Here is a 25,180-nt window from a genome sequence, read left to right as displayed (position 1 = left end):
AAATCATGGATGAGCATTAGTATGATAAAGGTGTCAAAATGTTAAATGCCAATTTTGGTGACTCAAAGCTCCAAATCCCGACGACGAATTCAAACCAGGATACCTGGTCTGGCAGTCCAACCAATCGGTCTGAAAGTGAATCCAAAAGACATTTTGATCCTGGTGGCGTTCCAGCCATCGAAATGCCTTTAGCCAAGCGTCTCTGTCGTTTGTCTGTTCCAGATCAGGTTGGCACACTCCGGGAACAACTTGGGGGCAAGGGAATGTTTTTGCAGCGGATGAAGGACGCCGGTCTGAATGTTCCACCGTTTAAATGTGTGACAACCCAGGTTGTGAATGCGCTTGAACAACAGCCTCTGAATCCCCGTTCTTTAGCCCGTTATCTTCCCGATATCGCCTATGAGCCGGGTGCTCAGGCCAGTCTGGCGCACATCAGGGAATACCTTAATACTTTGTCATCTTCAGACGCCAAAAGAACCGGGGTGCTGAAGGGGCTGGCGGAATTTATTGCCGGTGATGACTTTTACCAGCAGATTAAAGAGTCTGAAGCGGCCCAACAAATCAGGGATCTACGTCATCAGTTGGACAAACCCTCTCTATCAACACCGGTTATCGTCCGCAGTTCTGGCATCAACGAAGATAATTACGGCGATGCCCAGGCGGGCAAATACCTCTCTATAGTTCAGGAAGAAGACGATGTTTTGCGAACCTGTCTCAAGGTCATGGCTTCAGGCTACCACCCTGAAGTCTGTCCCGCAGGCGTACCACAACCCATGGCACTGATCATCCAGGAGTGTATTGACTGTCAATACGGCGGGGTCATCATGAGCTTTAAATCTTTTCGGGATGGTACCATCGGGGTTGAGTTCACCCGCGGTCAACCCAGAGGTGTGGTTGCAGGGCAGTCCGGTAATACGCCTCACCGCATCGATATTTCTGACGAGGAAGGCCCTGACAGCTATCAATATTTTCCCGGTACGATCTCAAGTCATTTTGTCCTGCGCAAAAGCACTAACGGTTATTCAGAAACCAGAATTGAAAATACAGACACCCATAAAGACGACGTAAGTCATATAGTTAATGATAAAATGGTTGCAGATATCAGGACGATGCTGACAACGCTAGAAAGCTTACTGTTCTGCCCCGTGGATGCCGAGTTCGCCATCAATCCTGAGGGTGACCTGTTCCTGTTGCAGGTGCGTCCTGTTACCCAACTCTCTGGTGATATGGACTTTGCCATGCCCATGCCCAAAAAGACCATTGCTATTGGTGCGGGTGTCAGCGAAGGCTTTTGCACCGGATCACTTTGGCTGGCCAGACGACCAGAGGCAGACTCTATGCCGGATGGAGCCATTGTCGTAGCTGACCACGTTGAAGACTGGATGCTTGAGCCTAGGTTCCTGAAACGGGTTGGCGGTTTTGTTATTGCCAAAGGAGGATTCAATGATCATGTGGCGATCCTTATGAAACAGGAACAAAAAACTTTGATGCTGGCCGGTGATCAGTTTGAAGCGCTGTCTGTTCAGGCTGGCCAACAGGCGACACTGGTCTGCGCTTGTTTTAATGATGAGCCTGGTGCCTTTATTGTTGCCGGTGACCTTAGCGGAAAACTGGCCAGTTGCAGAAAGCTGTCCTCAGCTGTTTCTGATGTGTCGTTAGCCAAAGCCGTCCCCTCACGGGATGATTTATCCTTTCCTGAAGGCACATTCCCTGAGGTTGCCAGCGGTTTCAAATGGCTCACGGATCAAAATGTCCGCCTGCTGGCATTATTTGCCCCTGGTGCCGGACTGGATGGTCTGGCCAACCCGGTAAAACTGAGCATGTCACCACAACGATCCAGAATACTGGCAGAGACTGAAGACAGCGTAAATCGGCTGGTTTATGGGGCCGAAGCCCTGTTGCAGGGTTACCGGGCCTTCTTACAGCTGGCGGGTGTCAAAGGTTCACCCGAGGTTCAGTTATTGCGGGATGAATTGCAGCAACTGACCAGCAGGTTCGAGACGTTGCAAAAGACCATCCAATCAAGGCTGGAGCGTGTCACTCTGCCCATGCAAGCTGCTGAAGAACGGCGGCTATCCCCGGGTATCTTTCGTCAATGGCTGGCCGATTGCCATAAGCTACAATCCGATCTTCAAGCGCTCAACCCCGGGCAAGCTGAGCAGGTCCGAAGTGTCCATGAGCTGATTTTTGCCCTGCATCAGCGCTTTGTCAACGCACTGGCACCGGTCACTCTGGCTTCGGGCCAGGGCAGGATATCTACGGAAAAGAAAATCATCTATGTCGATTGCACGACCTCGGGTGGCTCGGTAGAAAAGGCGCCACTAATGAGGCCGTCCGACAAAGCATTCATCGCAGAAGCAGGGAAATCAGGGACTGTCGTCAGTACCGATGATGCCTTGATTGTTAACCTGAAGCTTGGAACTCATATGAGCGTTATCGAGCTACTTGAACAAGCAGGTGGGGGGAAAGGACGAACCCTGCGGCTGAAATTATCTGACGAATTTAATAACCCTGATGAAGGATTTAAATCCGGTAAGTTAAAGCGTATGTGGTTTCTGGCACAATTTCTAAAAGCGATCGAACTGGATGAATACTCAGACCCCATGAAGATAAGTTGCAACGCCGTAGCGGGTGAAATAACCATTGAATGCCCGCAAATGAAATCACGTAAAACCATGCAGAATGCCTTTGAACAACTGCTCATTGTGATAAATGGTATGTTTTGTCTGGATACACGCCTTGAGGAGATAGCCATTTTTGGAAGAGATCAGTGGGACTTTAATGTTCTTGCACAACATCTTAATTGCGATGTTACGACAGAAGCTGATAGATTCGCCTTTCAACACAGCCTTTTCTCAATCTTTTATATTCAATCTCTTCGCAGTATTCCTCCTTGCTACAAGTTATTAAGCAACCACCAACAGTTTATTCATCATGCTCATCGGTTGGGAGTGTGTCATTTTTTAATATCCTTCAAGAAAGAATCGAAGGGTAGTTTTCGGGAAATGTTTATGAGCGATGAGATGAGTGAGGATATCCGCAGGGAAATCTTACAGCATCTTGTGTTGTTAGATCCCAAAAGGGCTACACGATTATATGAGGATGTCTACCCCGATTTAAAAGATAAATACTTTGTTATCACTCCAACACACGACTATAAGCCAGACTTTGTTGTTCAACCCGTTGAGCCCTATAGGGAGCATAATGAACAATTCGCGCAAACCCTGCTGAAGCATGGACTGAAATATGCGAGCAAACGGGCTCGGAGCGATTACTCCTACCTGGGGATTCGTGACCATTCCCTCAAAAAACGCATCATGACCAAACCGTTATCAGGTAGCCATTGACTCATAAATCGAATTCAAATTCACGGTGCTCAAAAACTCTCCGGCAATTTTTGTCATCTCGTCGTTTCTGAGTACCAGAGCATTGCTGGCATTATGTGTCTGTCGTAAGTAGGCATCCTCAATAAGTTCCTGACACTCGCGAGGGCTAGCAATATGCAACATCATGGCATACAGCTCTACCGGTGAGGATGGGTCATAAGTACCACATTCTTTACTTATAAAAGCACCTGCCCAGCAACAGCTTAAGCAACCGCCTTTCGAGTGTGTCACTTCATAAAGGTAATGACAGAAGGCCTGCTGAATTGCTTGTTTGCATTGCTTTTTTAACTTCTCCAAGAGCGTTTCTGCTTCCAATACCAGCGGGCAGGACTTTGATTTGAGCATTTCCAATACCGGCTTCCAGTTAGGGCTGCTATTAACTTTTCGCTGATACAGGGCTTCGGCTTTTTCTTCAATCACCGTCTTGTTCCAGGCAGGCTGCCCCATGAGAATCACCGGACGATGGTTCGCCTTGCCCGAGGTTAACTGCGGAAATGCGGGCCGTTGCTCCAGTATTCGTTCTATATTCGGAATGCCCTCAGGTTGGTCTGTCCAGGCGTCTTCTATAGATGGATTGGCAATTTCACCTTCAAGAGATGACGAGCGCCCATCATGACAATGAGTGACGGAAAAGGCATTCTTTTTTACCTCATGGATGGTGGCATTAACATTGCACGTCCGATTATCTTTTCCCCTGGAGAAGAATGTCTTATACCACTTTTTCAGGCAATGGCTGGCGTCAACCCTCAGTTCATCGACGTTGACCAGACGCAACAGTAGCTCATGATGTTGAAGCGGCATGATACCACCGTTCCGCTTGTTGGACACGGGATCCAACCAACCTGATAGCAGAGCTTCACGGGCAAAGCGAATAAACGAAGGCTTGGCCAAGTCAGTTTTCACAATATCTACCATTGAACGCAACCACTCGTAAGGGTATTCTCCAGCCTGTTCAACCATTTTTGAATGAAGTAGCCTGAGCGGTTCAGTGACCAGAACTTCATCACTGTCAGACAATATTTGAATGACTGCCTCCGACATCGGTCTGTAAGGAGGCTTGCCGAAATCCATCACACTACCGAGCAGTCGATTCGTAGGGTGGTCCAATGCTTCTGTCTTCAGCGACTCTAACAGCGAGACACCCAGGGAAAAACCGGCAAAACTTTTTTCTACCCAAAGCCTCTTTACTATTTCGATAATAAATCGATCGACTTGTGTAATAAATGGTAATAAACCGCCTGTCTCAACGGCTTTCTTCAGTTGCTCAAGGCTTATGTTAAAGGCTCTGGCCAGAGCTTGAATTTGTTCTGAATCAGCCTCTTCCAGAAGGTCCTGAAGATGCTTTGATGCAGCGTTCAAATCACAGAACTTCCCGGAATCAGGTGTAATTTCTGTCACCTCCCCGGGCGCTCCGCCCAAATCTACTGACTCCCAGGTTTGGCCTCCATCCACGGAATACTCGGGGAAACAGTGGAAAAGGCTATCAATTTGCCGACAGGGAATCCCGAAGTAACGGCAAAAAGCAATAAAAACAGGCACGCGGTGACGACAGCTACCTTGTCGTTTTGTTACGAGAAATTCAAAGAAATTTTCATGCTCTCCTGGTTTAGCTTCACCGGAGAACTGTTCGCAATATTCCGTGATTGCGTTAATTCGTTGCCTGGTGTCTTCAGGGCTTGCTATTGTCTGCAAAAGTGCCTGTATTTTGGGTGGATGTTCGCCAGTGTTATTAAAGTTATTAAGCAGTTCTTTCATTACGGACTTGATACTTTCTGTACAATCGACGTCAAAATGTATTGATCGTTCTGTTCGGGTTGCTTCAGTACCCGTTTTTTTGCCCGGCTTTGCGGGTTCTACGACATAAGTACATTGAAAACTCTGGAAGGCTTCGGCCTGAGGAATAAACAGTGTATGAAGCCCGGTGTATTTGTCCCTGATCAGTTTATGCGGCAAATAGGGCTCTATACGCAGGGCCACGATAGAGTCACTGGCCGTCAGGCTGGGTAAGGGATATTGGCCGTTCTGTGATGATATCTTAAGGGTCGCCAGCGTTTGATCTCTGGTTAATCTCACTTCATGGTCATTACCTGATAACCGCTCAGGTGTGAGGGTTTCGACTCCCAGAAGGTGTTTACCATCAAGATTGATCTGTTTGATTTCACCTCTGGCAGTGACACGAATATCTAATGCCTGCCAGCGATACATCGTAGGGGGATGCTGCGAATCAAAAACTTTAAATAGTGTAGCCTTTGGCGTCTTCTGATCTTCGTAGTTCGTTCTTTGGTCCAATGCCGGAGCTTCTTCCTCCTCAACTTCCGGGTCATACGGTTCAGAAGCGTCATTACCGCTAATAGCTGATGCTTCGTTAATAAATTCGTTTACCAAGTGATCTGGCAGAGCGCTGATCTGATGCCAGAATCCAGGCCAGCATTGAATGTCGAGAGTGTTCCATGCCTGTATCTGCTTATCAGCCTCCTCAAGATAAGGGTGGTAAGCCGGCGTTTTCAGCGCCTGTGCCTGTTCTTTGGTCAGGGGGAATACACTATTAGCGTCCACTTCCGTAAGGCTAAAATTATGTGCGAACCAGCATCGCTGCCAGTGTCTGTACAGAGCCTGTGTGAGAATATCGTCCGATTGATCCGGCTTCAGTGTAAGACCGGATGCTTGCCACCTGACCTGGGCCAGCCTCTTGATGATTTCCGTTTTGGCTTCCTCTTTATCCAGACGAGTGTTAAAACGAATTTCGCGGCGTTTTTTATCAAGACTGTTGCGATGACTGCCTCGTATCAACCATGGGCGATTAATGCCGGAGACGGTTTGGTAGAACCATTTGCTCATTTCAGGGTCAAGCGCTTCTTTATTCACGGCAATAGCTGATATCCCGGGAAGTTCCTCCAGCGTTATATTGGCGGCCATCAGATAAAGTCGGTAGTGCTGATTGAGGCATTGATGAACGGCTTTTTCGCTAAAATCGCCACCTCTTTTGATAGCCCTGGCAACATTCTGTAAATCAAGGCTGGTGGGCTGCAACGGCAGTTTTTTGCGTTGCAGGTGAGCCCTTAAAAGACAATGTTTTTCTGTTAGCTTTTTAGCGGCCAATGTCCCTTCTGAGGACACTGGCAACACTTTTTCGGCAATGGTCTGTAATTCGACTGGGTTATACTGCCGGATCGGCAAATGTCGAAAACGCCCCTTCAGCGCCGGTGACAAAGGTTTTCGCCCGCTACACTCAGGCGGGTTGATGGTGGCAAACAGGTGGAAGCCGGGATGGGCGTCACCGGCCAGAATATTGTTCAATTCACCTTCCAGGTGCTGGCTGTCGATCAGATTCATTTCCGAAATCACCACTATACCGCCTTCCAGTTTTGCCTTCTGGATCACTTCACACACTTTGTCCCAGGAACAATCACAGGCATTCAGGTAAAAGACTTCCGTAATAGACTCTCCCCGTCGCTTAGTCTCCTGTCTGACACTTTCAATCACCAGGTTCAGCGTGGCATCCTTACCCCGTCCTGCGGGGCCTTCAATCAGTGTCGCCTGACGACCGCCGTGTTGTATCTTGCGATGATTAGCCTGCCAGCAGCGGCTTAAATCCTGCCCAAGCCGTTGCGCCAGTTCACGGACTGCCAATCCGGAGGTATCAAAGTCTGGTCGGATTTTTTCGCTGAATGTACTGAAGGTCTGCTGCATTTCCTGCAGGGTGTGTTCATGAACTCTGTCGCTCAGGGTGTTCTCCGGCTGGTAACGGGCAGCAAACCAGATTTCCAGTGCTGACAGGGCATCCTGATGAGTTTCGGTGATTTCCGGCCCCAGTACATCCCGAAAACTTTGTAATATCAGACTGTTTATTTGCCCACACGTCACACTGCCGCGAGCGGGCAGGGCACGATCCAGATACCAGCCCACCCAACTGCAGATATCGGTTAAATCCCTGGGGGTAAACTCATGCTCGGGCAACAGCTCCTGATAATGTTGCCAGAGTGCCATCACACTCTTGCTGGCACTGTGTGCAATGTCGTTTATTTGATGCTCCAGCAGATGCTCTTGTAAATGCTTGATCAGAGCCGGTTCCACCACCCTGTCCAGAAGGAAAGCCTGGCCCAGGCGTGGGTAGTAAGCTCTGGGCAGTTTCTCTTTAAGAGCCGGGTCCATTCGGCGCCCGGCGTAATGATCGGGGTTGCCGGTGAGAATCACCCGGTGTTTTGGGCTGACCTCGACAGGATGACCATTCACATAGATGCAGGGATCTGGTTCCCACAGGCCGTTCAATGATGCCAGCAATCCGGCTTTGGCCAGATTGGCTTCATCCAGCACCAGGGTAATGTACTCTCCTTTTATGTCGGATTTGGTCTTGGCCCATTCCATCAATGCCCGGTTTTGCTGCACCATAGAGCGGTCGCCATCGGCGTCTTGTTGCCACTGCCAGCGTTTCATCAGGGTCTGTTCGCTGTCGGAAGGTCCAAGGGAAATGACTGAAGCCTGTCCCGAAGCCCTGGCCATTTTGGCAGAAAAGTAACTTTTCCCGGTGCCGGTTTCTCCCTGCAGGAATAGGACGGGAGAGTCCGAAAGTCGGTCGTGGAGTCGGGACAGTCGACGACTTTCACGATCTTTCTGACTTATCTCGCCGTGATAAAGATCCCGGGCCAGCGCTGACAAAGGCCTATCAGCAGAACCCTGCCATTTCAGCGATTCAGACAGTCGATGTTCTATGCGTTCAATGCCTTCTGCTTTAGAATTCGCCGTTCTGGCCCTGTGAAAACAATCGGAGGCCAGCGCGTAAACGGCATCGGATCGGGTCTGGCCAGGCGGATGGTTTAATTGCCAGCCAGAAGCCAGTGCATCTTGCAAACGTTTAATTTGTCTGGCTGGCCTGATGGCTAGCGATTGTAGGGACTCTGCTTGCGCAGGATCGACTTTTAACTGATACGCCAATGCATCTTGTTTTTTTCCGGGTGCATAGGCCACGATCAAGGCACAGAGCCTGTCGAGAGTTTCTTCTTCATCCTGCCATGAAAATGGTTTTTCATAGGACCGTTGTAATTTTTCATTAAATACAACCGGGTCAAAGGCTCTGGCCAGTGACCACAGGTTCTGTTCCACAAAGGCTCTGTCTAACGGCAGGGCAGTGTTGATGATGGCATTTAAGCGATCCGGGTCTACCGAGGCGGTTTGATTCTCATCTGGCAATAGCTGCTGACAAGCCACTTTCATAAAATCACGCACGGACGGATGCTGCCGGGTACCATGGGTGATAATGCTGTTAATGGCCTTGCGCCAGTGACAGGGCAGGATCTGCAGGGACTGGTCAACCTGCTGTGCCCGCCGGGCAGCCAGTATCAGGTTATTCAATAACCCTTCGGTTACTTCAGGCAGAGGGTTACACAGGTGGGAAGGTGCGGTTCTAAAGGCTTCGTAAAGTTCATTAAGTGCTTGTTCAGGCAGCTCAGCCCGGGAGATTTCATGCTTGACGGCATTGATATCCCAGATATTGACCTCAGGACAAGGCTTACCTGTGGCAACCATCGAACGAAATACTGAAGACCGGCTTTTTGCAGACTCAGGCCAGAGCAGTGTGACACGAGCTTTTGGGTAGTCCTGTAATTGACCATTCACCAGCAGTGGCTGTCCTGCAACCAGAGGTTCCAGAAGCTGCTGAAGGGTTGGGTTGCTTTCCAGCCCCCGCAATACCACCGGCTTGCCAGCGGTCAATGCCTCCTGCAACCCACTCGGACGTTGTCCAAAATGGGCCTTTCGTTCCGAGGTGATATGGATATTATCAAACAGCTGGCTGAAGCTGGTCTGTTCATTGACCTGAATGACCAGAGGAGCTTGCGGGAGATCATTGATCCAATGATTTGCCTGGGCAGATTGTTGATAAGTGACGGTATCAAAAGCAGCGCGATTTCCGACTTTTTCCAGTGGGTTGGGCAGAGGGTATTTATCGTTTTCTATTAAACTCAGGGCTTTTGGCTGTCCTTTTGCGTGGGCCACCTGAAGCCGGGGTTCAAGGCCGGTCGTCTCGCGAATAGTCTGTAATGAACCCAGCAAACGAAACCAGAGTGCTTCAGTGAGGGGAGACGTTACGGTGACGGCACCACCGGCACGAACCTGTTCCAACAGGCAGGTATTAGGAACTGCGTAGCCTTCCGGGACGATGGCAATCGGGTTTAGCCATTGAACAATATTACTCTCGTTGATGATGATCGGGTTTGCTGGTGCCTGCTCTTTATCAACTTCTTTTTCAGGAGAATGGGACAGACTTTGGAACAGTGAATGAAGCTCGTTATTTCCCAGCGGCATCTGATAAAACTGAACATCGTCGGGTAACGGACAGACTTTCCCATTGCTCTCAAAGCACTGTTGCGCCAGCATCTGCCGAACGGTCTGTTCAAAGGCCAGATTTTGCCAGTCGGCTCCTTTCAGAATCACCTGCTGTCCGGCCCTTAATGACTCAAGCCTGCCGGGAAGATGCTGGATTCGCCCCTGTTTATCCACTCCGGGGCCACCCAGCAACAACTGTCGCCAGTTACTGTGCAAGTGACAGTCAATAACAAGAGTATTGTCGTCGTCCATAGCATTTTCGGCGCCGGGAATTTCTTCCAATAGTGGAGGAATTTCGTCGATGTCCATCGATGGATCACAGCCGTTCTGCGCGTCAAACTGCCAGGTATTTTCCGGTCGATTAATTCGCCGCCAGAAATCAGCTCCCGGTGCTTTGTCGTGCTGGCCAGCCGCTGCCAACTGCTCAGGATCTGCCACCACCAGCAGAGAAACATGTTGGCCCAGAGAGCGTTTCTCCTGACTGACTTTGTCGTACAGACAGGGGTTATTCGGGTCCAGTAAATCGTTAAATTTGGGCAGTTCTTCGGCGGTGAGTTTTCGGATATCCAGCACCAGAGTGAATGGTTGTGAACCTTCAAACAGTTTGCCTGAACGCAGAGTCTGACGACCATCGTCGGCAATGCTCAACCGGCTCACCAGGTTAGCCTGTGAGAGGTCATCGGGGTGGGAAATAAGGGTGACATCCCGATGTTCATCGCAGGTTTGGGCAACTAAAAGCTGTCGTACCTCATCATCACGGGTGACAAAACGGAAATCGAAGGTTTGAGGAGGCTTGCAGAGTGAGGAATCCGTTGAGGATACGGTTCTTGCCCGGTCAGGAGACTTAATCCGAGGCGACGACACATTGAGTTTGGCAATGACATCAGAGCAGATTGCTACATCATTCGGCAGTAATTCCAGTTTTGGTTTCTTGAAGGGGGTGGTGGTATCAGACGCGCCACTATCAAGAATCGATTTGTTTATTTCTCTGATTTGACCATCCATAATAAAGCTCCCTTCCCGATGTCCTTTGAAGGACTGCATTTAAGACGTTTAATAACTTAGATCTTAAAATGGGATGAAAGTTCCATTTTAATTGTCACCTCTCTGCAGGGGTTTTCAGGTTGTTGTTCGGCTGCACTGAATCAGGTGCTCAGTTAATGTTTCCATTCCCGACTTCATTCTCGTCATTCCCGCCTTCGCGCGAATGACGGGAGTGCATGATCTTCCAGAGCGAAAAAACCTCTTGCTCTCTGACATGGTCATCAGTAGAGCGCAAACTGGTGACTTGAAGGGTGCGGCTGCACGGGCTGAAGCAAAATTTTTCAATCCTGCCTTCTGTTTGCAAACGGGTCCTTTCCAGCCAGCTCCCGTCTGCCGTCAACCCGAACAGAATCAGGCTTTGCGGACACGTACTGGGAACTAAAGCCAGAAGGCAACCTTCCTGATTGAAATCTGCTTTTACGATGGAAAAACCGATGCGTTGATTGACCCACTCAACGGCGGCGGGTTCAGCGAATGGCTGACCGAAAGGTTCAGCAAAAGGCTTACGTTGATAGAGATCAGTGTGGCCAGAAGGATCGTTACAAACAATAGTTTCACCGCTGGGACTGGCTACTACCAGGGACTCAGCGGGAAAGGTTTGTGTCTCGCCCCAGATTCCGGACGCTGCCTTGCGCCAGATCGTTACGCTGCGCCCGCTTCTTCTGATGAATTCACAAGGGTCCACAGAAAAATAAAAATCACCACCGCCACCCTGGGACTCCTCCCGATAAGAGAGTTGCCATTTGTCGTCAGCATCCAATTCCCAGATATTAAAACTTTTTTCGGAGGTGATAATCAGAAGCCGACCATCCTGGCTAAATTCAGGTTTGATAAAGAAATACCGCCTTGGCCAGTCACAGTATTCAATGATTCTCTTTTTTTCACGCCACTGCCCTTGCGGATCACAGGCAAAAATGACGACAAAGAAATAGTCCCGTTCAATGGCACCAAGATCGCTATCATCGCCGGCATCCTCAAACCATGTGGCAAAATGGCGGTTATCCGGGCTGAATTTCACATCGAGATCAAAGCCAAAGTCGCTCACTTTTTCGCCACTGGGCGTTTTTTTCAGATCATCAGCAGGATCTGTAACAACAATGTCGCCCGTTTGTGACCAGGATTTATCCTCTGCCCGACTCATCAAAGTAATGTATGATCCGTCATAAAGCAGAAGATGATTGTTGTCGGCACTGAACAGCAAATGATGATTTTGGCCTGTGTTAATCTTGCCTCTATTGACCCACTGCCCATCAGCCCCCCGACCGAGAATAGCACCGGCTTCCCCATTGTGAATACAGACCAGTGAACTGGCATCAGGTGACAAGTGCATCTCATTCATGTACTTGTTCTGTTCTTGAGGAAAAACCTCACCCGTTGTCAGTTGTTGCTCAACCCACGAATCTTTCTTGCGTTCAAAAACAGACAGTAAATGCTCTTTGCCGGTGTATTGGTGGCTAAGGGGTCCCCTTCGCATAAGACCTCGGGGAACGCGATGCAGGACAAATAAAATATGGTCGGCCCATTGATGACCATAACTGACACGGTCATTGTGTTTGATTTCAGCTTCCCTGACCCATTGACCGTCAGGATCCGGAGTCAGAATATCACTGGAGTTAGCCGCCTTCCTCTCAATGATAATGGGAATATGATCACGCAGATGATGGTGATAATGAACATCCAGGCTGCCAATGGGTATAAAGGTCAATGCGGCCCCATCAAGAATCTGCTGGCGCAAATGGCTGGCATAACAGGAGTAATAGGCCGGGCCCAGTTGCGCAGGGAAGTGGCGGTCAGAAAATATGGGCAATGTTCTGAGATACTCAAGGAGCAAATGACTGGACTGAATGATTGCCCGGCACGAAGACTGCCTTTGCCTGGTCAGGGAGAGAAAGTAATGGACCTCATCCAGGCCGCATGACCTCAGACGATGGCCCATTGTTGGCGATGTTTGCCCAAAATGATTGATATCGTTGATGGATAAATAGCTGGCGATTCTGTTGAACACTTCCCCGGGCAAGCTAACCAGTCGGCTATCGGAGCAAGTCGTAGCAGTTGCTGAAACCGTTGCGGATACGGTTCTCGTCTTGTCAGGCATCTTGGCCGGAGTTGACCATGGACTGAGTTTGGGAATGACATCAGAGACCTCTGCAATGTTTGACGCTACATCCTGCTTTGCTCTGTTGGCTGGTGGCTCACTATCTGGAAAAGGAGTGTTGCTTTTCTCATTAATCCGAACATCCATCGTAAACTTCTTTCCTGTCATCTAAAGGACTGCATTGAAATTGTCTGGTTAGGTACTTATGACCTTCAGAAAGGAGAAAAGTTCTATTTGGATGGTTACCCGTAACCAGTGGAAGAAATCGGTAATGGTTGTCAACTCATCGGATTTCAGTACCAGAACATTACTGGACTGGTCTGAATAGTCACCCTGCCCTGTGAAGGCCAATTCATCGGGCATGATCTACCAGAGCGAATAAAACTCTTGCGCTTTAACACCGCCAGCGGCAGGGCGTAAACTGGTGACCTGGAGAGTGCGGCTGCACGGGTTGAAACATCAAGTTCTGGGGCAGCTTTCTCTTCACATGAATGCCGTGTAGATTGAGAGCCTTGAAAATTCATAGGATGTAATAAGAACCTTTGTATTTGATAAGCAGGGGAGTAATTTTCTTTAACAACTTCATATCGGACTGCTGTCAGATATCAGGGGTTCTGTTATCACAGACGCATGAATCACTGCTGGATAGTTGGATTTGAGTGTCCGGATTTGAGTGTCCATTAAAACGGAAGAGATTGTTTTTTTATGCCTATACTATTGCCTGTCCGAAAATTATCAGGCTCCTGGGATCAGGCAATTCTGAGTTTTTTTATCTAGAATGGTGCTTTTATCTCTTGGAGCTTAGTTATTTGTAATGAAGAATATGTGCTGCGCCTTTGTTGCTGTCGGCGTTTTTTTGTCAGTTATTAGTCAGGCTGCAGTTCCTTATGCTTCATTATTGGTCTCTGGCAATGGTGTCGATGAAATTCTTTCCTCTTTTTTATCTGACCCTATTCGTTTACCTAAGTCTGGGATTGTTCTGCTGTCTCTGTTAAAGAAGGGAAAAAAAGGTTCAATCACTTCGCCTTTTTCTGAAGGGGAAGGGTTACAGCCAGATAAAGGAACGGTGTTTACTGGCTATTCATTCGAATTAAACCGTTATGGCAACGAAAACAAGGAGCAATCTAAAACTGACGGTAAATCTCCGCCACCGCAGCAAGAGCAACAAAGTAAAAAACAAAGTACGAAAGAGCAGGGCAGTTCTGGCTCTTCGGGTTCATCAGGCTCTGGTGCAGCGTCAGCATCGGCTTCCGGTAATGATAAGAGTCATGCCAGGCATCTTGAAAAACTGAAAGAAATTCTTAAGGCTGCTGAAAAGTCATTGAAAACAGTAGATCAGAAAAAAAATATTGATGACTTTAATGCAGAATTGGAAAAATTGTATGAGGCAAACCCCGATATTTTGGCAGAAAAAGGAGCTCTGGAAAACAAACAACACCGTGGTAAAGCGATTCTAAGGGTACTTCAGCTTTACTTTCCTGGAAAGCTGGAAAGAGGTGAAATGATACATGTTTTACTTGACTATCCAGGGCTTAGGATATTTCCAATACATATAATCAAATTATTTGCCAAAGTTCTGTTACCTCAAATTGAGTTACCCGAAGGTCTGCCCGATCACGAGCTTGTTTACAGGCTTGAGGAAGCAGCTAATCTGGATATGAGAAAACTCATGCATGCTTACCTTGGCTCCTATCATTGTCTTCATCAGCTACTTGCATTGTTTATAACCCAGCTGCCATTAATGACAGCAGAAGAAACAAAAAATTATATTTTTCAGGATAAATCAGGTCACGTCAGTGTTGTTTCTATCAGGAGGAATGGCAAAGGGCATTATCGGTTTTTTTTTGTTGATAGTCTAAGGACTTTTAAGCGCTACCCAGAACAAACTTATTCACCCATGTCGCACCTTGTCGGTTTAGTGCTGACACTGGCGATAAAATATCACGGCTTCACTGATTCCCGGTTTTTCTTTCTGCCTGGACGTCAAGTCAATGACTTTGGTTGTGAGTCATTTATGTTGCACGATCTGAAAACATTGTTGGAATCCCCTATGTTGCCTCAAAGCGGTTATTATGTGGACAAAGAACCCCTTAATGAAGACACCATGATGACGTTTTTTTTGCAGATAATGTATTTAGAGGGGGCCGAACAACTGGGGCGATTGGTAGTCAATGGGGAGGCTAAGGACTTTATCAAAGCAGCAGACAAACCTGCCTTTAATGCGCAAGACCTGGACTTCTTTATTGCTATGGCGATCGGAACCTGGAAGGAATCAGGGCTGGAACAAGATTTGGTTAATTTGTATCAGTTGCGCCAGTTTCCTCTGAGGTTTGCACATCTGACCCAGGGACAGAGGAATCTAAAACGGTTGCTGGATGAATTCCCTGAAGAAAGCCAAGAGGAGGTGAATCAGGTGATCGATGAAACTCGGGGTTTGTTAACCGTCAATGATGGAGCCTGCCATAACGTGAACCTGGCTGCTACTCTGCTGTGGATGAAAATGAATATTGATTTGCTGGATATGAACGGCCACGGTCAGGAAAAATAAATCTGTTCGGACGCTATCCCTGCAACTGCTTCAGCAGAGGCAGGCGCTGTTGGTGAAACGGGACCAGAAGCTCGCCGCCCTTGAACACCAGCTGGCCTGGTTTAAACAACAGTTGTCTGGTGAAAATCTGAAAAGTCATCCCGCCCTGCGAAAGCCAGTTCATCGGGCATGATCTGCCAGAGCGAATAAAACTCTCGCCTTTTGGCACAGCTGTCAGGGCGCAAAGTGTAGACTTGAATGGAGCGGCTGCACGAGCTGAAGCAAAATTTGTAAATCCTGCCTTCTGTTTGCAAACGGGCCCTTTCCAGCCAGCTCCCGTCTGCCGTCAACCCGAACAGAATCAGGCTGCGCGTATCCGTCTTGGGAACCACAGCCAGAAGGCAACCTTCCTGATTGAAATCTGCTTTTACGATAGAGAACCCGATGCGTTGATTGACCCACTGAACGGCGGCGGGTTCACCGAATGGCTGATCGAAAGATTCAGCAAAAGGCTGACGTTGATAGAGATCAGTGTGTCCGTCAGGATCGTTACAAACAATGGTTTCACCGCTGGGACTGGTTACTAAAAGGGACTCAGCCGAAAATGTTTGTGTCTCGCCCCAGATTCCGGACGCTGCCTTGCGCCAGATCGTTACGCTTTGCTCGCTTTTTCTGATGAATTCACAAGGGTCCACAGAAAATTGAATTTCACCACCGCCGTCTTCGGGCTCCTCCCGTTTAGATTGCTGCCACTGGTCGTCAGTTAATTCCCAGATATCAATACTTTCCTCGGTGGTGATAATCAGAAGCCGACCATCGGGGCTAAATTCAGGTTTAAGCTGGAAATATCGGGTTGGCTGGTCACAGTATTCAATGATTCTCTGTTTTTCACGCCACTGCCCTTGAGGGTCAAAGGCAAAAATGACGACAAAGAAATAATCCCGTTCAATATCACCGTGATGGGAATCATTGCCGGCATCCTCAAACCATGTGGCAAAATGGCGGTTATCCGGACTGAATACCACATGAAGATCAAACTCAAAATCGCTCACTTTTTCGCCACTGGGCATTTCTTTCAGATCATCAGCAGGATCTTTAACAGTAATGTGACCCGTGTTTGACCAGGATCCATCGTCTGCCTTGCTCATCAGCCTGATGCGTGAGTTATTACCATAAAGCACAAGATGATTGCTGTCGGCACTGAATAGCCGATGAAAAAGACGTGTATTAATGTTGCCTTTATTGATCCACTGTCCATCTGCACCCCGACCCAGAATAGCTACAGCTCGCCACTGGTTAATACAGACCAGTGTCCTGGCATCAGGTGACAGGTGCATGATATCGATATCCTGATACTTACATTTAGGAAAAACCTCATCCGCTGTCAGTTGTTGCTCAACCCACGTATCGTTCTTGCGTTCATAAACGGACAGACAATGCTCTTTGCCGTTGCATTGGTAGCTTAAAGGTCCAGATCGTATAAGAGTTCGTGGAAAGGGTTGCCGGACAAATAAAATATGGTCGGTCTGCTGATGCCCAAAACTGACATGGTCGTCGTGTTTGATTTCAGCTTCCCTGACCCAATGGCCATCAGGGTCCAGGGCCAGAATATCGCTGTAGTTCTCCGCCTTTTTCTCAATGATGATGGGAATATGATCACGCAGATGATGTTTAAGGCTATGAATATTTATGCTGTCAGTGGGTATAAGGGTCAGTGTGACCCCATCAAGAATCTGCTGGCGCAAATGGCTGGCATAAAAGGAGTAAAAGGCCGGGCCCTGTTGCGCAGGGAAATGACAAACAGAAAATATGGACAATGTCCTGAGGTACTCAAGGAGTAAATGACTGGACTGAATGATTGCCCGGCACTCAGTCTGCCTTTGTCTGGTCAGGGAGAGGAAGTGATGGACCTCTTCCAGACCGCATGACCTCAGACGATCGCCCATTGTCGGCGATGTTTGCCCGAAATGATTGATATCTTCGATGGCTAAATAGCTGGCGATTTTCTCGAGCACTTCCAGAGGCAAGCTGGCCCACTGGCGGTCGAAACAAGTCATAGCCGTTGCTGAATCCGTTGCGGATACGGTTCTCGTTTTGTCCGGTATCCTGACCGGAGTTGACCATGGACAGAGTTTGGGAACGACATCAGAGACCTCTGCAATGTTTGACGGTGTATCTTGCTTTGCTCTGTTGGCTGTCGCGTGACTGTCAGGAAAGGGGGCGTTTATTTTTCCACCAATCAGACCATCCATAGTTAACCTCTCTGCTGTCTGTCTTGAAATTGTTTAATGATATGACCTTCAGACAGGAGAAAAGTTCTATTTGGATGGTTACCCGAAAACATTCAGGGAAATGACTGATCTTGAAAAACGTATCACGGTCAAACGCTTATCAACTATCCAATGACTCATAAATCGAATTTAAATTCACGTTGCTCAAAAACTCTTCGAGAATGGTTGTCATATCCCAGGATTTGAGTATCAGAGCATTATTGGTATTTTGTGCCCGCATTAAGTAGGCATCCTTAACAGACTTCTGAAACAAAAAAGAGCTGTTAATATTACACATCATGGCAAACAGCGTCTCAGGTGAAGATGGATCATGAGCGCCATAGTAGTCGTCATTCTCAGATCCCACGACGCTGGCATCGCCCCAACAAAAATTTAAACAACCGCCTTTCGAGTGTGTCACTTGATACAGGTAATAAGTGAAGGCTTGCAGAATTGCGCTCATGCATTTGTTTTTTAAATCATCCAAATGCTGTTGGACCTCTGACTGCACCTCAATGGACTCTGGTCTCATTTTTTTCAACGACTGCTGCAGTTTAGGGCTGTTCTTAACTTTTCGTTGAAACAGGACATCGGTCATTTTATTAATCTCTGTACTGTACCAGTCAGGTTGCCCCAGGATAATCACCGGACGGTGGTTATTCTTGCCTGAGGATAACTCTACAAACGCAGGATGGTGCAATAGCATTCGTTCTATATTCGGAATGCCCCCGGGTTGATCCGTCCAGGCATTCCGTATAGATGGGCTGACAATGTTACCTTCCAGAAATGGCGAAAAACCATCATGAGAATCAGTGATGAAAAAGATACTGCCTTGTTTCTCCCGAAGTCTTTTATGAGCCAGCAGAAACGCCTGACTATTTTTTTCCCTGGACAAAAAATGCTGATACCACTTTTTCAGACAGAGGGCGGCTTCAACCTTCAGTTTATCAATGCCTTCCAGACGCACCAATAGCTCATGATTATTATGGGCCCATACTAAATGGCTTTGTGAGAACGGCACTGGATGCAGCCAATTCAATGCCATGGCTTTACGCGCAAATTGAAGAACCGAAGGCTTGGTCAAGTCACTGCGCTCCAATACAAATACTATTGCAAGCAGCCACTTGTCATGAGTTACCCCGGCCTGCTCAATCAATTTTGAATGGAGTAACTTTAGTGGTTCAGTGACCTTATCTTCATCACTGTTGGACAATATTTGTATGACTGCCTCCGCTATCCATTTAAATGCCTCCTCGTAAGAGCCCAATACTTCTGTTCCCAGTGACTCAATCACTGAGATGCCCATGATAAAGGCGGTTAAATTTTTTTCCTTCCAAAGGTTATTTAATAGTTCGGAAACACTTAGATCGGTTTCTGGCAATACACTGTTTGTCTCAAGGGCCTTTTTCAGTTCCTCAAGGTTTATGCCACAGGCTTTGGCCAGAGTTTGCAGTTGTGCTGAATCAGCCCGTTTCAGGAGATTCACAATCTGCTTTAATGCAGTGCTGGAACTACGAAACTTACTGTGGGGCTGGAAGGCAGGTTTGATTTCTGTTCGCTCTGCAGGTGCCCCGCCCAAATCCACGGGCTTCCAGGTTTGGCCGTCATCCCCGGAGTACTCGGCAAATCTATGGATGCGGTTAACAATTTGTCGGCATGGAATCCCGAAATAACGACAAAAAGCAATAAAAACAGGCACACGATGGCGACAGCTGCCTTGCCGCTGTGTTACGAGAAATTCAAAGAAATTCTTACCAGGCTCTGGTGCAGCCTTACCGGAAAACTGTTGACAATAGTCTTTTATCGCCTCAATGCGTTGCTCCGTGTTTTTAGCGTCTTTTATTGTCTCCAAAAGCACCTTTACTTCAGATGTTTGTTCGCCAGTGGTCTTAAACAATTTGACCAGTACTGTTTTCATACCTTCTGAACAACTCTGGTCAAAAAGTATTGATCGTTCTGGTCGGGCGCCTTTAGTCGGTGTTTTTTTGCCGGGTTCTACGACATAAGCCACTTGAATACTCTGGTTGGCTTTTGCCTCTGGAATAGTCAATGAGTGAAGCCCGGTGTATCGGTCCCTGATCAGGGTGAATGGCAAATCGGGCTCGATACGGAGGGCCACGATGTAATCGTCAGGCGTCAGGCTGGGCAATGCATATTGACCATTCACCGGTGACACCTTCAGGGTCGCCAGCGTTTGATTGCTGGCTAATCTCACTTCCTGGCCTTGCCCCGGCAATCGCTCAGGCATCAGGGCTTCGACCCTCTGAATGTGTTTATCACTGATCTCGATCAGTTTGATGTCACCCTCAGGAGTCACATAAATATCCTTTGCCCACCAGCGATACATCCGGGAAGAGGGCGTCTGCGTATTAAAAACTTTATAGTCTTCAACGACAGGCTTCTTCTGGTTCTCATAGTTTGTGCTCCAGTCCAATATCTCAGACTGTTTCTCGAAGGCTTGTGGGTTGTATTTTTCAGAATCGTCAGCCCGATGGTCCGGTTGAGCGCTTATCTGATGCCAGAACGCAGGCCACCATTGAACGGCATTGGAATTCCAGGTGCTTATCTGCTGGTCAGCCTCCTGAAGATAAGATTGGTTAGCTGGCATTTTCAGTGTTTGTTTCTCTTCTTTCGTCAGGGGAAATACACTATTGGCGTCCACGCCCGAGCCACCAAACTGACGATCAAACCAGCTTTTCTGCCAGTATCGGTACAGTGCCCGGGTGAGAATATCGTTTGACTGGTCCGGCTTCAGGGGAAGACCGGATGCCCGCCATTCTGCCTGAGCCACCCTCCGGATGATTTCCGTTTTGACTTTCTTTTCATGCAGATGAGTGTTGATACAAATTTCATGTTTTTTTTCATCAATACTGTTGCGGTTACTGTGTCGTATCAACCACGGGCGATTAATGCGCGGTACTGTCTGGTTGAACCAATCGCACAGTTCAGGATCAAGCGCTCCTTCATCCATGGCAAGAGTCGATGATTCAGGCAGTTGCTCCAGTGACAGGTCGGCGGCCATCAGATAAAGTCGGTAGTGCTGATCGAAGCATTGATGAAGTCTTTTTTCGCTAAAGTCGCTCCTTTTCATAACAGCCCTGGCGACCTCCTGTAAATCAAGGCTGGTGGGCTGTAACGGCAGGTTTTTTCGTTGCAGGTCAGCCCTCAATCGACAATGTAGCTGAGTCAGCTTTTTAGCCGCGAATTTCCCCTCCGTGGTCTCTGGCAACACTTTTTCGGCAATGGTCTGCAATTCGGTCTGGTTATACCGGCGGATCGGCAAATGTCTGAAACGTCCTTTCAGCGCCGGTGATAAGGGTTTTCGCCCACTGTACTCAGGCGGATTGATGGTGGCGAACAGATGGAAACCCGGATGGCTGTCACCGGCCAGTATATCGTTTAACTCACCTTCCAGATGCTGGCTGTCGATCAGATTCATTTCCGAAATCACCACGATGCCACCGTCGACTTTTGCCTTCCGGATCGCTTCACACACTTTGTCCCAGGAACAATCACAGGCATTCAGGAGAAAGACTTCCGGCATGGATTCTCCCCGTTGCTCAGCCTGCTGTCTGACACTTGCAATCATCAGGTTCAGCGTGACATCCTTACCCCGTCCAGCCGGGCCTTCAATCAGCGTTGCCTGACGACCGCCGTGTTTTCTGCCGAGATGATAAGCCTGCTGACAGCGGCTTAAATCCTGCCCAAGCCGCTGCACCAGCTCAATGACTGCCGATCCGGAGGTATCAAACTCAGGTCGGTTTTTTTCGGTGAATTGCATGAAGGGCTGCTGTATATCCTTCAGGTTCTGTGTACGAACTTTGTCGCGCAGGGTGTTGTCCGGGTGGTAGCGGGCAGCAAACCAGATCTCCAGTGCTGACAGGGCATCCTGATGAGTTTCGCTGATTTCGCTACCCAGTACATCCCGGAAACTTTGTTGGATCAAACTGTTCACTTGCTCACAGCTAACACTGTCTCCTGTGGATAACGCACGATCCAGATACCAGCCCACCCAACTGCAGATATCCGTTAAATCTCTGGGGGTGAACTCATGTTCGGGCAATAGTTCCGGATAATATTGCCAGAGTGCCATCACACTCCTGGTGGCAGTGTGTGCAATGTCGTTTATTTCAGGCTCCGACAGATGTCGCTGTAACTGATTGACCAGAGCCGGTTCCACCACTCTGTCGCGAAGGAAAGCTTGATCCAGGCGTGGGTAGTAAGCCCTGGGCAATTTCTCTTTCAGGGTCGGGTCCATTTGGCGTCCGGCGTAGTGATCGGGGTTGCCGGTGAGAATCACCCGGTGTTTTGTGCTGACCGGAACAGGATGACCGTTCACATAGATGCAGGGTTCCGGTTCCCACAAGCCATTCAATGACGCCAGTAATCCGGTTTTGGCGAGGTTGGCTTCATCCAGAACCAGTGTGACATAGCCTCCGTCTTTGTCGGATTCGGTATTGGCCCATTCCATCAACGCCCGGTTTTGCTCCGCCATAGAGCGGTCGCCATCGTCGTGTTCTTGCCACTGCCAGCGTTTCATCAGGGTCTGTTCGCTATCAGTAGGTCCAAGGGACAACACCGAAGCCTGCCCTGAAGCCTTCGCCATTGTGGCAGAAAAGTAACTTTTCCCAGTGCCGGTTTCTCCCTCAAGGAAGATAACGGGAGAGTCCGTAAGCCGGTCATGGAGTCGGGATAAACGACGACTTTCACGATCCTTCTGACTCATCTCGCCGTGATAAAGATCCCGGGCCAGTGCTGACAGAGACCTATCGGTGGAGCCCGACCATTTCAGTGATTCAGACAGTTGATGTTTTATGCGTTCAATGCCTGCTGCCTCGGAATTTGTTGTTCTGGCAATTTGAAAACAATCGCTGGCCAGTGCGTGAATGGCATCGGATCGGGTTTGTCCTGATGGCAAAGGCAATTGCCAACCGGAAGCCAGTGCATCTTGCAAACGTTTGATCTGTCTTGCTGGCCTGATGGCTAACGGTTGATATTGCTCCGCTGCCTCCGGATCGACTTGCAACTGATGTGCCATTGCCTCTCGAAGGTGTTCAGGCACATGGGCAACGATCATGGCACAGAGCCTGTCCAGAGCTTCATTATTTTCCTGTCGAAATGGACTTTCATAGGACAGTTGTAATTCTCCATTAAATACTGCCGGGTCAAAGGCTCTGGCCAGTTGCCAGAAGTTGTGCTCCACAAATTCTCTATTCAGCCGCAGAGTATTGCTAATGATGTCATTTAAGTGATCCGGGTCTACCGAGGCGGTTTGATCCTCAGTTGGCGTTTTATCCGGTAACAAGTGCCAGCAAGCCACTTTCATAAAATCACGCACGGACGGATGTTGCCGGGTGCCATGGGTGATGACGCTGTCGATGGCCTTGCGCCAGTGGCGGGGCAGGAGTTGCAGGGAGCGGTCAACCTGCTGTGCTCGCCGGGCAGCCAGTATCAGGTTACTCAACAGGCCTTCGGTCATTTCCGGCAGAGGGTTACACAGGTGGGCCGGTACGGTTTCAAAGGCTTCGTAAAGTGAGTGCAGAGCCTGTTCAGGCAGTTCAGCGCGGGAGATACCATATTTGAGGGCATTGATATCCCAGAGATTGATCTGAGGACAAGGGTTTCCCCTGGTAATTATCGAACGCAATACTGAAGAGGCACTCTTCGCGGACTCAGGCCAGAGCAGAGTGACATTAGCCTGTGGGTAAGCCTGTAATTGGCCATTGACCAATAGAGGTTGCCCAAGCATCAGGGATTCCAGAAGCTGCTGAAGCTTTGGGTTAGTTTCGAGTCCCCGGAATACCAACGGCTTGCCAGCGCTTAATGCCTTCTGCAAGTCACTCTGATGTCGTCCAAAATGAGCCTTTTGTTCCGAGGCGATATAGATATTATCAAAGAGCTGGCTGAAGCTGGTCTGGTCATTGACCTGAATGACCAGAGGGGCTTCCTGATGACTATTGATCCATTGACTGGCCTGGGCGCGTTGCTGATAACTGACAGCACTGAAGGCAGACTGACCTCTGACATTGAGCAGAGGATGTTCATCCTTTTCTGACACTCCCAGGGCTTTCGGCTGCTGTTTTGAATGAGTTAACTGAAGCCGTGGCTGTATACCTGTCGTCGCGCGAATCGTCTGCAGTGAACCCAGCAAACGAAACCAGAGAGCCTCAGTGAGTGGGGACGTCACTGTAACTGCACCACCTGCCCGAATTTGCTCCAACAGAGAGGTGTTAGGGGCTGCATAACCTCCCGGGGCAATGGCAATCGGGCTCAGCCATTCCGCGATATTACTCTGGTTAATGATGATTGGGTTTGGTGGTGCGTGCTTGTTATCAGGTCCTTTGTCGCCTTGTTTGTCACGAGAGCGGGACAGGCTTTGGAACAGTGAATGAAGCTCGTCATTCTCCACCGGCATCTGATAAAACTGAACATCGTCGGGTAACTGATAGATCTTCCCATTACTCTCGAAACATTGTTGCGCCAGCATCTGTCGAATCGTTTGTTCAAAGGCCAGATCCTGCCAGTTGGCCCCTTTCAGAATCACTCTTTGTCCGGCCCTTAATGACTCAAGCCTGCCGGGGAGGTGCCGGATTCGCCCCTGTTGATCCACTCCGGGGCCGCCCAGCAGCAACTGTCGCCAGTGACTGTGCAAGTGGCAGTCAATAAGAACAGTATTGTTGTCATCCATAGTGCGTTCGGAGTAGGGGAGTTCAGTCAATACCGGAGGAACTTTGTCGATCTTCATCGATGGATCATTGCCAGTCTTTGCGTCGAACTGCCAGGTATTTTCCGGTCGATTAACTCGCCGCCAGAAATCAGCCCCAGGTGCGTCGCTCCCCGTTGCCTCGTCAAGCCCGCCAAAGGATACCAGCTGGGCAGGGGCTGCCAGGACCAATAGAGAAACATGCTCGCCCAGAGGGCGTTTCTTCTGGCTGACCTGGTCGTATAGACAGGGATTATCCGGGTCCAGCAGATCATTAAACTTTGGCAGTTCATCACTGGTGAGTTTTCGGATATCTATCACCAGGGTCAGTGGCTTTGAACCTTCAAAAAGCTTGCCTGAGCGCAGAGTGTGGCGACCATCGGCGGCAATGCTCAAACGGCTCACCAGATTAGCCTGTGAAAGGTCATCGGGATGGGAAATAAGGGTGACATCCCGATATTCATCGCCGGTCTGGGCAACTAAAAGTCGGCGAACTTCATCATCACTGTCGACAAAACGAAAATCGAAGGAATGAGTCGCCTTTTGGCGCGAGGAATCCGTTGAGGAGACGGTTCTCTTTTTGTCAGGCATCCTCTGTGAAGATGGCGACTTCTTCAGTTTGGGCCTGACTTCAGTGCAGATTCCTACATCATTATTTGCCTCTGATGATAAATCCAGCTTTGCTAACTTGGCTGCACAGTCACTATAAAGAGAGTTATCATCAAGGGCGTGTTTGTTTGTAGCTGGACCAATCCGGCCATCCATAGTCAGACTCTCCTGTTATCTGAAAGGGCTGCATTAAAATTGCTTAATGATTCGACCTTCAGACAGGAG

General features: G+C 48.7%; 7 protein-coding genes. 2 read left to right on the top strand and 5 right to left on the bottom strand.

Features of this window, described 5'->3' with window-relative positions:
• Positions 1-38 precede the first annotated feature (38 nt).
• Positions 39-3,347 carry a PEP/pyruvate-binding domain-containing protein gene (locus tag ACOMG9_RS20870; RefSeq protein ID WP_448218303.1) on the top strand — a complete coding sequence of 1,103 codons (3,309 nt, stop codon included), beginning with the start codon at positions 39-41 and terminating at the stop codon, positions 3,345-3,347.
• On the opposite strand, the gene ACOMG9_RS20865 is transcribed toward ACOMG9_RS20870, so the two are convergent.
• The 3 genes from ACOMG9_RS20865 to ACOMG9_RS20855 form a co-directional block, all read right to left on the bottom strand.
• Complete coding sequence (locus ACOMG9_RS20865; protein WP_448218302.1) at positions 3,333-10,712, bottom strand: AAA family ATPase; 7,380 nt, start codon at positions 10,710-10,712, stop codon at positions 3,333-3,335. The genes ACOMG9_RS20870 and ACOMG9_RS20865 overlap by 15 nt on opposite strands.
• 148 nt (positions 10,713-10,860) lie before the next feature.
• Entirely contained in the window at positions 10,861-12,993 is a 2,133-nt protein-coding gene (locus ACOMG9_RS20860) for a hypothetical protein (protein ID WP_494529342.1), read from the bottom strand.
• Between the two features lie 48 nt (positions 12,994-13,041).
• Complete coding sequence (locus ACOMG9_RS20855) at positions 13,042-13,209, bottom strand: hypothetical protein (protein WP_422138927.1); 168 nt, start codon at positions 13,207-13,209, stop codon at positions 13,042-13,044.
• A 451-nt stretch (positions 13,210-13,660) separates the two neighbouring features.
• On the opposite strand from ACOMG9_RS20855, the gene ACOMG9_RS20850 reads away from it, so the two are divergent.
• A complete protein-coding gene (locus ACOMG9_RS20850) occupies positions 13,661-15,394 on the top strand; it encodes a hypothetical protein (protein WP_448218300.1) in 1,734 nt (577 codons plus the stop codon).
• A gap of 101 nt (positions 15,395-15,495) precedes the next feature.
• Here ACOMG9_RS20850 and ACOMG9_RS20845 read toward each other — a convergent pair whose 3' ends face one another.
• Entirely contained in the window at positions 15,496-17,625 is a 2,130-nt protein-coding gene (locus tag ACOMG9_RS20845; protein WP_494529341.1) for an F-box protein, read from the bottom strand.
• A gap of 139 nt (positions 17,626-17,764) precedes the next feature.
• Entirely contained in the window at positions 17,765-25,111 is a 7,347-nt protein-coding gene (locus ACOMG9_RS20840) for an AAA family ATPase (RefSeq protein ID WP_494529340.1), read from the bottom strand.
• Positions 25,112-25,180 lie beyond the last annotated feature (69 nt).

The organism is Endozoicomonas sp. PH6C, from assembly GCF_059322965.1.
Note: the sequence above shows the minus strand (reverse complement) of the source record. Positions and strands in the feature narration are given on the sequence as shown.